This is a genomic window from Verrucomicrobiota bacterium (assembly GCA_021294815.2).
Taxonomy (GTDB): Bacteria; Verrucomicrobiota; Verrucomicrobiia; order Opitutales; family LL51; genus LL51.
In genome coordinates this window covers 772044-785969 of record CP095464.1, presented here as the reverse complement: position 1 = coordinate 785969, position 13926 = coordinate 772044, and the positions used below count along the sequence as shown (strand labels likewise).

Annotated in this window: 14 protein-coding genes and 4 tRNA genes; 2 read left to right on the top strand and 16 right to left on the bottom strand. The window is 47.4% G+C overall.

Annotation, left to right across the window (positions count from 1 at the left end; genetic code table 11):
- Positions 1–2: 2 nt before the first annotated feature.
- The 8 genes from LW808_003735 to LW808_003700 form a co-directional block, all read right to left on the bottom strand.
- Complete coding sequence (locus tag LW808_003735; protein ID UPA28381.1) at positions 3–1601, bottom strand: AAA family ATPase; 1599 nt, start codon at positions 1599–1601, stop codon at positions 3–5.
- Positions 1602–1649: 48 nt separating this feature from the next.
- Complete coding sequence (locus LW808_003730) at positions 1650–2189, bottom strand: biotin--[acetyl-CoA-carboxylase] ligase (protein ID UPA28380.1); 540 nt, start codon at positions 2187–2189, stop codon at positions 1650–1652.
- A gap of 28 nt (positions 2190–2217) precedes the next feature.
- Positions 2218–3048 (bottom strand): uracil-DNA glycosylase, encoded by an 831-nt coding sequence (locus LW808_003725; GenBank protein UPA28379.1) that lies wholly within the window; start codon positions 3046–3048, stop codon positions 2218–2220.
- Between the two features lie 45 nt (positions 3049–3093).
- Entirely contained in the window at positions 3094–3453 is a 360-nt protein-coding gene (locus LW808_003720) for a YraN family protein (GenBank protein ID UPA28378.1), read from the bottom strand.
- A 25-nt stretch (positions 3454–3478) separates the two neighbouring features.
- Positions 3479–3554 (bottom strand) — tRNA-Thr (locus LW808_003715).
- 205 nt (positions 3555–3759) lie between these two features.
- Positions 3760–3832: transfer RNA gene (locus LW808_003710), tRNA-Thr, on the bottom strand.
- A gap of 1 nt (position 3833) precedes the next feature.
- Positions 3834–3908, bottom strand: a tRNA-Lys gene (locus tag LW808_003705).
- Positions 3909–3971: 63 nt separating this feature from the next.
- A complete protein-coding gene (locus tag LW808_003700; GenBank protein ID UPA28377.1) occupies positions 3972–4742 on the bottom strand; it encodes an ABC transporter permease in 771 nt (256 codons plus the stop codon).
- 255 nt (positions 4743–4997) lie between these two features.
- Here LW808_003700 and def point away from each other — a divergent pair, with 255 nt between their 5' ends.
- Positions 4998–5585, top strand: coding sequence for a peptide deformylase (gene def / locus LW808_003695; protein ID UPA28376.1), 588 nt, complete (start codon positions 4998–5000; stop codon positions 5583–5585).
- Here def and sucD read toward each other — a convergent pair.
- Together sucD and sucC are read right to left on the bottom strand one after the other, a co-directional pair.
- Entirely contained in the window at positions 5566–6450 is an 885-nt protein-coding gene (sucD, locus tag LW808_003690) for a succinate--CoA ligase subunit alpha (protein ID UPA28375.1), read from the bottom strand. The genes def and sucD overlap by 20 nt on opposite strands.
- Positions 6447–7610 (bottom strand): ADP-forming succinate--CoA ligase subunit beta, encoded by a 1164-nt coding sequence (sucC, locus tag LW808_003685; protein UPA28374.1) that lies wholly within the window; start codon positions 7608–7610, stop codon positions 6447–6449. The genes sucD and sucC overlap by 4 nt, the downstream gene beginning before the upstream one ends.
- Before the next feature lie 131 nt (positions 7611–7741).
- On the opposite strand from sucC, the gene LW808_003680 reads away from it, so the two are divergent.
- Positions 7742–7817, top strand: a tRNA-Gly gene (locus LW808_003680).
- 12 nt (positions 7818–7829) lie between these two features.
- On the opposite strand, the gene LW808_003675 is transcribed toward LW808_003680, so the two are convergent.
- From LW808_003675 to LW808_003650, 6 genes are all read right to left on the bottom strand, one after another.
- The gene (locus LW808_003675; GenBank protein ID UPA28373.1) at positions 7830–8078 is read right to left on the bottom strand and encodes a hypothetical protein; all 249 of its coding nucleotides are present in this window, start codon (positions 8076–8078) and stop codon (positions 7830–7832) included.
- A 71-nt stretch (positions 8079–8149) separates the two neighbouring features.
- A complete protein-coding gene (locus tag LW808_003670) occupies positions 8150–8830 on the bottom strand; it encodes a thiamine diphosphokinase (GenBank protein ID UPA28372.1) in 681 nt (226 codons plus the stop codon).
- Between the two features lie 4 nt (positions 8831–8834).
- Positions 8835–9944 carry a hypothetical protein gene (locus LW808_003665; protein ID UPA28371.1) on the bottom strand — a complete coding sequence of 370 codons (1110 nt, stop codon included), beginning with the start codon at positions 9942–9944 and terminating at the stop codon, positions 8835–8837.
- Complete coding sequence (locus tag LW808_003660; GenBank protein ID UPA28370.1) at positions 9931–10437, bottom strand: hypothetical protein; 507 nt, start codon at positions 10435–10437, stop codon at positions 9931–9933. Before LW808_003660 ends, LW808_003665 begins: the two co-directional genes overlap by 14 nt.
- Position 10438: 1 nt before the next feature.
- Entirely contained in the window at positions 10439–11179 is a 741-nt protein-coding gene (gene fabG, locus LW808_003655) for a 3-oxoacyl-[acyl-carrier-protein] reductase (GenBank protein UPA28369.1), read from the bottom strand.
- Positions 11180–11241: 62 nt separating this feature from the next.
- Positions 11242–13923 (bottom strand): hypothetical protein, encoded by a 2682-nt coding sequence (locus LW808_003650; protein UPA28368.1) that lies wholly within the window; start codon positions 13921–13923, stop codon positions 11242–11244.
- Between the last annotated feature and the right edge of the window lie 3 nt (positions 13924–13926).

The following is a 13926-nucleotide window of genomic DNA, read 5'->3' as shown; positions in this document are numbered from 1 at the left end:
TGTTAGTTAGGTATGGGCTCAGCTTGTGGTCCGTCGCCGTTATCAGAGTGGTTCTGATAGAACTGGGCGATTGCTTTTGATAAAAAATCATCCGGGTTTTCGACCGCAGCAAGAGGGATTTCAAAACATTTTGCTTCGTCTGCCCCTAGCAGCAACGGTAATCCATAGCCGTAATCTTCAAATAACTGATGGCACAACGTTACAACGCTCTTTGATTGCTGCCGTGCGAGTTCTATCAGCCGACCTTCCGCTTCCGGTGTAAACGTCAAAACAATACCGTAGTCGCTTTCAAATGTCTTGGCGAAACGCTCGAGATCTCGAGAACTGTAGTCGCTAGGCGCGCATCCTCTCAAAAGCTGTTTTAGTAAAATTTCGGGATTTTTGGCCGATTCGGCTTCGATTGTCAGCTGACGGATATCAGTTGAGGGCAACTCGAATTTCAGATTCCGGAAAATACGCTCTAGAACCGTTAAAAGACCACGGGCACCGGTTTTTTCTTTCGCTGCTTCCTGCGCAATAACACGGAGCGCTTCCGGATAGAACTGAAGATCGATCCCATAGCCCGCAAAATCCTCTTTATACTGCCGTAAAATCGAACCCTCAGACGACGAAAGTATTTTTTCTAATTCCGCTTCTCGAAGTAATTGACACGCAACGCGCACCGGGAGGCGCCCAATAAATTCGGGCTCAAAGCCATATTGGATAAAATCCTCCGTTTGGACCTGTGTTAAAAACTCAAAATCTTGGGATTCAACATGCGATGAACCGAACCCGATCTGTTCCGTCCCGATGCGTTTTTTAATAATCGGACTCAGCTTATCAAACGCACCACTCACGATAAACAAAATGTTTTTGGTACTGATTTTATCGGGCTGCTTTTTGACATTTCCAAAAGACATCAACGTACGCATCTGGCTCAACATATCTGCCTGGCTCATGACATTGACCTCGGTTTCCTCCATTAACTTTAATAGATTGACCTGCACGCCGCGACCCGACACATCACGGCCATTATCTGCAATTGCGTTCGTAATTTTGTCGATTTCATCGATAAAAATGATGCCGTATTGCGCGAGTTCGACGTTGCCATTCGCGATCTTGATGAGGTTACGGACGAGATCCTCAACATCGCCTCCGACGTAACCCGTCTCCGTAAACTTTGTCGCGTCGGCCTTCACAAATGGCACCCCAATGAGGCGCGCGATTGTCCGTACAAGATACGTTTTTCCCACTCCCGTTGGACCGAGAATCAAAACATTTTGCTTCATGTACTCGTAGCGGCTGCGATTTTTCGATGTGATGACATTGCGTACGTGATTGTAATGGTCGCAGATCGCCACCGATAATACCTTTTTTGCCTCGTCTTGTGAAATCACAAATCGGTCGAGATATTCCTTGATCTCTCGGGGCTTGTAGTTGAATTTCTGAATCTTTTGAAGCGCTTCGCGGTCATCTTCAACCGCTTCCTCCTTTGGAGCTTCTGCCTTTGCTTTTTCAAATGGAAATGCGGAAAATTGGACGTTTGCCCCAACTTTTCCCAGCACCTCACTAAACTGCTTCGTTAACTCCTCAAACGAATTTGGCTTATCATCGTCGGCCATTGGATCTCAATTTTACAGAATCAAACACACCCGCAAGACTTATAGCACTTATACTTGAGCGATCAGCTGCGCCATTGCCTCCATGACCCAGTCACGAGCAAGATCGATAGATAAGTTTTGGTCTGGAGCACAAAGTTGGAGCGTCGTTGCGGTGTTTTGCAACTCTTGAGGAAACTGCGACAAATCACCTGAGACGTTGAGCCCAATACCCGTTACCGCCAAAAGTAACTGTTCGCCTTGAACTTTAGATTCGGTTAAAATGCCGCATAGCTTCCGATCTCCAAAATAGATGTCGTTGGGATTTTTAATCGCTAACGTAATTCCGAGCCGTTCTTCGAGCATCTTCGTTAAAACCTCAGCGACTTTGAGCGAAAAATTCTGAAATTCTTTCGGCGAGCTTTGAGGACGAAAGGCAAAGCTGATATATAAATTCTGTGGATCACCACTGTACCACGTGCGCCCGAATTGGCCTCGCCCTTGGGTTTGTTGTCGCGCCATTACGGCAAACGGAAGCGCCTCATTGTTGGCAAATTTCTCAAAACAGATGTCATTTGTACTGCCAACGCGCTCGTAACTAAAAAACTTCATAACAATTATTTTACAAAAGCAAAATATTTTACAAGAAATACTGGCGTTGCCGCTCTGAAATTGGCATACTGACACGATCCATAACGCGCAACATATCTTCCCAAACAAGCCTCTTCGTTGCATTTATCGCGTTACGCAAGAGGTAGGACGGATGAAAGGTCACCATGAGCGGGATATGGCAAAATTCCTGCCAAGTACCACGAATTTGCGACATTTTTCGTGTTTTATCGTAGCCCAACAGCCCATTGACCGCTGTCGAACCGAGCGCAATGATCACCTTGGGCTGCACAATTTCGACCTGTTCGATTAAGTACGGCAAACAGAACTGCATTTCTTCTTGTGTCGGCGGTCGGTTTCCCGTCGGCATATCCAGTTCCGGGCGCCAGTTCATGATATTGCCGATATAAATTTCCTCCCGAGAGAGCCCCATCGCCGCAACAATTTTCGTTAGCAACTGCCCTGCACGGCCAACAAACGGGATCCCTTGGATTTCTTCATCCGCTCCGGGCGCCTCGCCGCAAAAAAAGAGGTCGGCATCTAGGTTCCCTACACCAAACACCAATTTTTTTCCGGGACGAACGTGTTTCAAAAGCTCAGGATTCGTCAAAACGCGTTTCTTAAGGTCCTCCCAATGCTCTTGTTTGCTGGCAAATTTACGGTTTTTTGAAGGCGCCACAACAGATATTGCTTGAGACGGATTTACTCGAACAGGATTTCTTTCTAACTCCTTTCTGTTTGAAATATCACTTTGAAGCGAATGGATTCCTTGCCAAGTAGCGCGGCTGAGCGGTACGGCTGTTATCCCTTGTTGCCGCAACGACGTTAAAACATCAATTAATAAACGCACCGCCTGCGACATAGTTTGGGAACATAGAGAATCTTTTAATGAGTAAATACTATACCGCTAAAAAAAAGGTACATTTTCGTAATGGTGCAATTCCCAGTTACCCTGATCATGTTCGATGTCAATGATGTCAAAGCGATAAAACGTTAGCTGATGCGCGCGAATGTAATGCCAACAAACAGGTCGCAGTGTCTTCTTTTTTTCTTTAGAAACGGAAAAATATCCCGAAACCAACGCCCCTTTCTGCCGCGTCCGGACCTCGACAAAAACTGTCACCGGATCGTCCAAAGCGATGATATCAACTTCACCATGTCCAAACCGATAGTTGCGCTCGAGAATTGGATAATACTTTTCCCCCGCTAAAAATTGCGCCGCAATGTCTTCCCCTTTCGCTCCAATCTGATTACGATCGCACCACACCAATTTTTTTGTTGTTTTCAGATATTGGAGCCGGGGATGAGATTCGAACTCACGACCCACGCATTACGAATGCGTTGCTCTACCAGCTGAGCTACCCCGGCACACCATCAGAACTTGAAAGTCATCGCCTCCCTGTCAATGTCATTTCCTTCGCACTGCCTCATTAAACGCGACAACACGTCTATATTTACTGCCAAAAATAATTTCCAAGAACGCAGCGTAAGGTCACCGAAAGAACATGCCACCTTGTAGTTCAACATTTTATAACGACCTGCTCTGCAAAGCTGCCCTAGCGCTAAAATTCGGAGCCGACTGTCAGATTTGAACTGACGACCGTCCGCTTACAAGGCGGGTGCTCTACCAGCTGAGCTAAGTCGGCATGGTGGGTCGACTGGGATTCGAACCCAGAACCAATGGCTTAAAAGGCCACTGCTCTACCGTTGAGCTACCAACCCCTCAGACGTCGGAAACCTAGCATCACGGCGCCTACTGTCAATTGGAAAGTGTACTAGACATTATTATTCCACCTGAAGCCTTTGCCCATAATTCGTCAGAGCGAAAATAATTGCAATCATCGTCAGTGATGGAAACAGCACCTCCCAGGGGTGTACTCCAATATGCCGAGCACCCTCAGAAATCAAAATTCCCAGCGAACTCTGAGGCGGCTGAATCCCAAGACCAATAAAACTCAAAAATGATTCCAATAAAATAACCCCCGGCAAAGTCACCGCAAAGCAGGTCAATAAAATCCGTCGTAAATTCGGCACGATGTGCCAGCGTAGGATCTGCGCTGTTGTTTCCCCAAGGCCCCGTGCGACCTGTACATAACCCGTCTCACGCAACTTTAAAACCTCGGAACGTACAATGCGTGCGGTCGTCATCCACTTGACACATCCAATCGCAATAAAGAGCACTGCAACGTTTTGGCCAAAAAGGATCATGAGAAGAATCACGATTAACGTCAGCGGAATGGGATACATTACATCCACGCCCCCCATGAGCAGCTGATCAAGCCAGCCACCATAATAACCTGACAAGGTTCCGTAAACGCCCCCTAATCCAACTGCTAATGCAGTCGCAGCGAATCCCACCGACAGAGAAATACAACAAGCATAAACAACGCGCGAAAATAAATCGCGTCCGAGAGGATCCGTACCAAACCAATGGTCAAAGCTAGGCGCTACCGAGCCCAGCGTGATATCTTGGAGATAATAGGGATAACGTGTATAACCCCAGTAGATAAAGGCCGTGACAGCCATGAGCACCCCCATCCAAAATATGAATTTCACGACACGTTTCAACAAACGGTACTTTCGGTGAAGCACCCCAGGTCGTCAAGAAAAATGCCGTAAAAGCGCAAAAATTAACAACTTCACTTGACAAAAAATTTCTTTCGCAAAGCGTGCAGGCAATGAAATATCGATTTTCTCTCATGAAATCAGCGCTATGTCGCATCGGCAATGCTACTTCTCAAGTTGGTACCTCGAACCTGATCTGCAGAAGGAGCCGGCAAGGTTTTAATCTATCAAAATTTTACATCGCTCATGCCTAACGAATACGCCATCGAAGGCCGCGTTTTTACGGTCGAGGATCCGATCTTACGCCAAGTTGGAGCACCTATTGTCAACTTCACACCAGAGTTATCGCATCTCTTCGAACAGATGCAAGCGCTCATGGAGTCTCACGATGGTATTGGTATCGCGGCGCAACAGGTCGGGCTCGGGCTTCGCTGTTGTTTCATCGACATCCGTCCCTGTGATAATCTTGAGACAATTCATTGCGTTTTCGATGGTACTGCTATCGATGATGTGCGCACAATTCTGCCGCTCCGGATTTGCAACCCTGTTATTGAAGCTACACACGGGCGCGCGCCCTGCAAGGAAGGATGCCTCTCAGTCTCCGGATTTTCAGCGAACGTCAGCCGTCCTGAGGCAATTACTGCGAGGTTTTTCGATGAAAAAGGCGTCCAACACCATATCGAATGTGACGGTATCCTAGCTCGGTGTATGTTTCACGAATTCGACCACCTCGATGGGGTCGTCTTTATCGATCGCCTCTCCTCTAAGGATGCGAAAAAATACCAGCGGTTTCTTCAAAACCAACAGGGAAAAACTAAGGACGATAGACCGTAAACAGGGTTTGCGCAATCTGGCTTGGTAGCTCTGCGACAGGGATATGGTAATCCCGTAATGCGGCGATTTTTGCGGCAGCAGTATCCGAATTTCCAGTAATCATAGCACCTGCATGGCCCATCCGCTTCGCTTTGGGTGCGCTCGAACCCGCGATAAATGCAACAAGAGGTTTCGATCCGTGTTTGAACACATATTCTGCCGCCTGAACTTCGGATAGTCCGCCGATTTCACCAATCATCACAATCGCATCGGTTTCGGGATCCTCACTTAATAACTTGACGATATCACTGTGCGACATTCCTGTAATTGGATCACCGCCAATGCCGACACAGGTCGACTGCCCAATGCCATGCTGTGATAGCTGCCACATCGCCTCGTAGGTTAACGTCCCCGATTTTGAAATAATTCCCACGCGCCCCGGAAGTGCTACCTGTGTCGGCATAATACTGGCGTCGCATTTCCCTGGACATAGGACCCCGGGGCTATTGGGTCCGATAAGCCGTGTCGATGAGCGCGCCAACCGCGCCTTAACCCGCACCATATCGTGAACCGGTATACCCTCTGTAATGACGATCACCAGGGGAATTTCGGCCTCAATACACTCAAAAATGGAATCGGTCGCAAAAGCGGGTGGCACAAAAATCAGCGCGACATTGGCTCCCGTTGCTTCTCGAGCCTCCTCCACGGTATAAAAAATGGGAATTTTTGTGGCATTACACTCTAAAAATGTCCCCCCTTTATCAGGGTTCACGCCAGCTATAATCTGACTTCCATATGCGAGACACTTTTGCGTGTGAAATCGCCCCATTTGCCCCGTAATGCCACAGACAACGATCTTTGAATGCTGATCGATTAAAATGCTCATCGCTCCTTCACTTTCGAAACAATTGTTTTTACCGCTTGATCTAAATCATTCTCTAAAATAACTGACGGCGTCCCCTCCCGTAACAGCTGTTGTCCTCGCTCCGCACTTGCTCCCTGTAGACGAACAACAACCGGCATAGTCTGAGGGCATTGTTCTAAAATTCCCTCAGCGATCACGTCACACTGTGCAATACCGCCAAAAATGTTAACAAAAATCCCTCGAGTATTGGGATTTTCCTGGACAATACGCAGCGCCTCCCGGACTTGAATCGGGTCAGCACGACTTCCGAGGTCGAGAAAGTTTGCCGCCTTTCCACCATAAAACGTAATCATATCCATTGTTGCCATCGCGAGTCCAGCACCGTTAACGACACAGGCGATATCCCCTTCCGCCGCGACATAATTCATGCCAAATCGGCTAGCACACTCTTCCAACGGATCATCCTCTGCCATATCGCGAAGTGCTTCCAACTCGGGATGTCGGTAAAGTGCATTATCGTCCAAAATAACCTTTGCATCCAACGCGATGAGCGCACCTTCCGAAGTAAGACTGAGCGGGTTGATCTCAATTAGAGTTGCATCTTTCTCATGGAATAGGCGGCAAAGATTGGAGACAAGTTCAATAAAGCTGGGAACCATGCGCCGTTCAAGTTCAAGCGCCCGCGCTAATGCCCGTATTTGAAATGTATGAATGTTGGACTCAAGATCGACAGAAATCGAATTAAGATTCCCCGCGTTCACCTCAATTTCAACGCCACCAGAACGCGAAACCGTTATCATGGGCTTCGCGGTGTTGCGATCAATCTGTACACTTAAATAGTACTCGTGCTCAACTTCAACGACATCGCAGAGATAGAGAGCACGAATCCGCTTCCCCTGAGACCCCGTTTGATTTGTTACCAGAATACCTCCAAGTGTTTGTTGGATATAACGCGCTGTATCCTCGGCACTACGCGCCAAATAAACGCCCGGGAGATTCGTTCCAACAATTGTCCCTTTTCCACGCCCACCCGCATGAATTTGCGCCTTAATCACTGCTTTTTCGGGGAAACGCTCTAATGCGATCGGAATCTCTGAAAGGCTACGAATAACGAGGCCCTCTGTTGTCGGAATGTTATACTCAACGAAAAGCTCCTTGGCCTGGAATTCGTGGATATTCATTGTTCAAACCGCATCCACAACAATGACCAATCGCAGCGGCATTTCAAGTAGGAAAGAACGGCTCGTGCGACATGTTACAATTTTATCTTGACGGTTTATTGCGGATTTCAATGGTCGGCGAAAGGTTTAGCGCGAGCGTAACTCAATTGGCAGAGTGCCACCTTGCCAAGGTGGATGTTGAGGGTTCGAACCCCTTCGCTCGCACCACTTTGCTGTCTGTTATTTCCGAATCGTTTTGCCGGGACCTTTTCTAACATTCAAAGCAGTATAGCGTTCATACTCACCAATGAGGTCCTCGAGCTGTTCCCTCGACTGTGTTTCCAGCCATAATACGCGCTCGGCAAAACTCTTGGAGAGCACTTCTACCAGAGAACACTTCTCTTGAAACTCCTCAAAAATTGGCGGTGCAACGAGAATTTCTGCCAGCTTATGTGCCCTAACCTCCGCGGAATATTGCGGCCCCTTCATGTCTGTGTTTCTACCGGATTACGACTTATTGACAACTCGATTCGCAAAGCCTCTATTTTTTGAATTTGTTTTTACAACAGCGAGGCATCTACACTTCCGGCGTCATCGATATTTTCCAAATAAACTACCAATAAAGCACGCCCAGAGTGCACTTTGAACTCCAAATCACGGCAACAAGAACGGTTAAAACAAGAACTGTGCGTTGGAAACCGCAATAAATAATATTCCAGCTCCCACTTCAAACCGTGTGTAGAAATCACAGCCTCCGGTACACCGAAAAAAGAAATTTTTGTATTTTGTGGGAATGAAAGTCGACGCGTTCCCGTAAGACCCAGCAAGAGATTGGGGGCATCATATCCCACACATACTATCTGGGACAGAAGTTCGATATTGTATAAAACGTGATCAATATATCCGCCACCAATGCCTAAAACAACTGCTGGAAATAACCGATACGCTCTTAGAAACTGAATTGCTTTTTCAAAATCCGAAAAATTTTGGTCTCTATTTTGAATCCATATGCTGCCCTGGCTCGGTGTTGCGGTGCCAAGACTATCACCGTCGCCAATCACAACAGACGGCGTAATACCCATTTCTTGCAGCGTTACCGAGGCGCCATCGGTCGCAATAATGGGAAGATGAAAACTTCGAATAAGTTCCGGAGATGGCAACCGGCTATTGAGACACAACACCGAACGGTAAGTTCCTAACGAGGGAAGTATTTGGAGCAACTGCCGATCGGCAACATTCATACTTTTAGGCTAAAAACTTCGGCTCGGGAAATTGGCGAAAGACCTTTTTGAGGTATTCCGCGCGTACATGGTCATCGGCCTCACTCAACGAGTCAGAACTTTCTAAGACACTTAAAACCCCTTGCTGAGAACTCGTCAGAAACCAATCAATCTCTGAACGATAGGACGCGTCAAACATCTCTAAATCGACAGCGAACCGCATCCAGGCGAGTAATTTTAATGCTTCTTCTTGCGAAATCTGGTAACTCGAACAGAGCACACCATACATGCGCCCGACCCAATCACACACCAGCGTACGGTTATCCTGTATCGTGAGAAAATCCTTGCGCGCTTCTTGCTCTTGTTCGACGATCGTCTCAACAACGTGTTTTAACCGGCGTAATTCCTCGGATTCTTTAATGCCAAGCGTTGCAGCATTCGAAATAACAAAAAGCGCAGGAGCGGACGTTTCTGCGCTTCCGGTCCTTTGGAGCGTAATACCAATCTGTTGGAGCGCCACAGCGAGATGGTCGATTTGTTCCATCATCGCAAGTCCCGGGAGATGTACAAATACCGAAGCCCGCATTCCCGTGCCTACATCATTGGGATTAGCAGTTAAATAGCCCCACTGTTCCGAGAATACGTAACTCCCATCGTCAAGCATATCATCGAGTGTCGTACAATGCTCCCAATTATTTTCAAGCTGTAGGCCACCCATGGAGGTCCGGATACAAACATGATTTTCCTCATTTATCGCGACTGAACATCGCTGCCGAGTGCTACAAAAAATGCCATATCCCTTTTGTAAAACTTGTTCCGATGAGCGTGTGGCTTTTCGGTGTCGGGATGATTTTTCAGAAGAAATCACAGGGCCCAATAAATCAAGATCCTGTAGTGCCTCTACTTCGATAGGAGATAACGTCGACCGATCTAAGTATACATCGAAAAATCGACTATTTCGAAGCTTCGACGTAACAAATGTCGCCACACTTTCCCGCTCCGGCTGGCTCGCCTTTTGAGGGAAACGATAGGCCTCGAAATTTCGTACTAGCGAGATGTGGGAACGAACGACAATCGCCTGACTATCGTTATGCTGCTTTTGGTAAGCCAAACATAGCGTCTTAACCGCGCTCATTTTCTGAAAGTTGGTCGCGTAAGATTGCCACTTCTTCAAAACGCTCTTCCTCGATCGCCTTTTTGAGCTTTAACACAAGCGTGTCCGGCTCTTTCAATACCCTTTTTTTAGTTACCCTGGTACGTAACGGTTTAGGGCGACGCCCTACATGATGGAACGACTTCTGATTACCACAAAGCATCGCCATCAAATCGTTTTGGAGATCCTCATAACATTGTACACAACCCACATGCGATCTTTTCATTAACGTTTCCGCCGTACAGCCACAACCGGAACAATGCCGCGGAGAGCGCGTTTGAGAAACGCTTAACTGATTGAAAAGCGTCGCACTTACACTTTGGACAATTGAAAATGGCAAGGAACTGTTGGACAAAACGCCGTAATTTCGAGCACAGGATTCACAGAGGTCAACCGAACGTTCGATTTCTCCCTCAAGCTGCTGAAGATGAACAACTGCGGGCGCTCCACAAACACTACATTTCGCACGCTCCATCTTACATCGTCATTCCACCGTCAACGGTTAAAACCTCGCCCGTAATGTAGCTTGCCGCATCGGAACAAAGAAAATCGACCGCATTAGCGACATCTTCCGGACTTCCCATACGCTTCATGGGAATTAATTTTCGCATTTCCTCAACGGCCTTTTCGGGCAATACAGCTGTCATATCGCTCTCGATAAACCCCGGCGCTACGGCATTGACACAGACTCCCCGCGAGGCGACTTCCTTCGCAACGGATTTCGTAAAACCAATAATTCCCGCCTTGGCGGCAGCGTAGTTTGCTTGCCCGAAATTCCCCATCTTACCAACCACAGAAGAGATATTGACAATCCGTCCCCAACGACACTGAGTCATACCGCGCAATAGCGCCTTAGTCCAGTAAAAACAACTATTCAAGTCAGTCCGCAAAACGTCTTCCCAATCCTCATTTTTCATCCGCAGAACAAGCGTATCCCGCGTAATGCCCGCATTGTTCACTAAAATATCGATATGCGGATGTTTTTTCAATAACGCAGCAGCAGCAGCCTCCACCGCGGCACCATCGGCGACATCGACAGAAAACGACTCCGCTGAATAACCTTCCCCCCGGATAGTCTCGGCAACTTTTTCGCAATTCGACGAACGACTCACGCAAATTACGTGGGCAGAACGGGAAAGTTTTTTAGCGATCGCAGCTCCAAGCCCTCGACCCGCTCCCGTCACTAACGCGACCCGCTTTGCGCCTTTCTCAACCATGACCGCATTATGACCAATGTATTTTCTTCCGTCAACACGCGTTTTGCGTATCGCATTGCGTTTTATCGTCTCCGCGAATGCAACTCCTGCCGGCCCGGCCGCTGGAGCTGTTCATTGCTAGAACTTTTTTGCGGAAGCTCACGTTTTCTTGTGTATTTGCGAAACTCATCCTCCTTGCCCAAACGTTCGTAGGTCGCCGATTCGATCTTATCCTGCTTCGACTTATAGGGCTTCATCAGATTAAATTCATCGCGATCTAATGTCGTCTCACCCGAGAGTCGGCTATCCTGGAAGAACCGATCATAGGTCCCTAACTCCGAATCGGTTGTATCAACCAGCGTCGGGGTGATAATATAGACGCGCTCCATCACCTCCGTACTATTCGTCGAAGCTTTAAACAAATGCCCCAAGAGGGGTATGTCTTTGAAAAATGGAAGCCCTTTGGCACTCTTTTTGTGTATTTCATGGAAATAACCTCCAATAAACAAACTCTGCCCCACATAAATGGACGCTTCGGTATTCACAGTGTTTGTATCCGTTTTCGGTTCTGTAGAACCTCCTTCTTCTGTTGGATCCTGAGTAAATTTACCATCACTTACATCAATCAATAGCTTAATTTTTGGAGCACCTTTATCATTAAAACTCCCCGGAACAATATGCGGAACTACCACAAGCTTCGTTGATACTGAAACATCAAACAGGTCGCCCGCTTTTTGCCCTGAGACTTTAACATACATCGTGTGGGAACTGTCAACAACGGCAGCAATGTTATCGAGTGTAATAACCGAGGAACGCGTTAATGTTTGTGCATTACCAACGTCCTCTAAAATATCGAGTGTCTCTTCAAATCCAAAATTGCGGAATAGGTTACCGAGATTAATCGTAAAGCGCGTATTGAGCTCTTGTTTCTCATAGTTCTCTGTAAATGTAAATTTCCCTCTCCTAATGTTAGGTTCAAACTTCGAACCGATATTTAAGACTCCACTTCGTGAGATATCGACCACCGCGACATCGATTCGGATGGCTTCACGCGGAACATCGAGTTGCTCGATAATTTGTTCAATGAAGCGCATATCCTGGTGCTTGGCCTTTACAATCACTGCATTGAGACGCGTGTCGTAGGTGATAAAAATATCGCCGACATTGGAGGGTTTGTCGGAATTTATGTTCTTATCAGCATCTTTGTTGGATCCTTCGTCTTTACTCTCCTTACTTTGTGTACGACGTGCCTCGGCAGGACCGACCATGGCATCGAGCGGGGTCGCGGAACTCGGAGACGGATCCTTACCGATATTCATCCCCAAATTGGCTTCTCCAACGGGCCCCGGAAGACTCCCTATAATTTGCTGGAGCATACTTGCAACACCGGGAATGTTCATATTACCGCCACGGTAACTCACGGACATATCGTACGCCCAGGCGTGTTTCAATGGAAATGTCCGAATATCGTAGACATCGCTAACGCGCTCAATGACGACTTTTGAGATAAGTTCTTCAAGCATCTCCATTAACTTTGGTGGACCGCTGACAACGAGAATTCCCGCGGTTTCCATCGGACGGAAATTGATATTAGAGCTTAAGTAGCCCAACTGCGTAATGACGCGGATCAATGTCCGCATCTCATCACGTCCCATCTGCAGGACCTTAGACTGGATCTCTCCGCTCTTGTAAACGTACAGCAAACTGCCATCGTAGAACCAAACGAGCCCATAGGCGCTCACAATATCCTTCCAAAATTGTCGCGCCGAGACATTGCTAAATTTACCGTTCACCACGTCGTTGACCGCATCGCTCACGATGACATCGACAGACTGCGCGCTACAAAAACTCCGCACCAGTTCTTTGAGCGATTGATTTTTTGCGAAGTGGTAGTAGTCGCTTTCCTTCCAGGGTAACAAATCCGCTGGATCGCCATCCGCGAGCATCATCGGGTTAACAGTCGTAATCTGCGTTAAATCAATAATGGGGTTATCGGAATCTCCCGAAACTTGGCGATTTTTCGCCTGCGTTAACTCCTGAGGCACCGGTATCGCCGTCGATCGAGTCGTAGCTGAAGATTTCGCTTCTACTTTTGGCGTTGTAACAGCTGGAATCAATTTAGGAAGCCCGGCTTCTGTTAAAATTTCTGCCAGCGATTCCTTGATGGAGGCCTTCAGGGAATCTTTCATCGCCGAAAGTTCTACGGCACTAGATGCTGTTGTTTCTTTGGAGGGTTGAGGTCCAGGCGCAACTTGCGTGTTTTCTTTTTTTGCGATGGATTGTACGGCCGTATTAGGTGTTTTTTTGGCTTCCGATACGGATGATTTTTGCGCTGCAGTTGTTTCCTTCTTTGCTTTTGACGCTGGAAACTTGTCCTTTTGCGTTACATTCGATTCTGGTTTCGTCTGGGATTTAGCCAACTCTTTGGGTGTTGTGGACGTAGCCTGAGATTTTGGTGCTGCCGCTTTATTTCTAGCCTTTGGTGCTGTTGATTTCGGTAAATCCGACTGCTTCGAGGATTTGGTCGTTGATTCCGACGCAGTATGCTTTGCCGTTTCGGCTTTTTTAGATTTACGTTTCGGCTGTCGCGTCAACTTCCCCTCGACGACATGAATCTCACGTCCACCAAAACGATCCTTTTTAGGGGCTTTGGGCGTTTTCGCCGTTTTTGTTACATCCGATGGTGTTTTCTCTTCTGCACCCTGAAGAGCGCTCGAATAGAGAAAACATGCCCCAATTGCTGCATAAATGATCGACCGATTCATAGT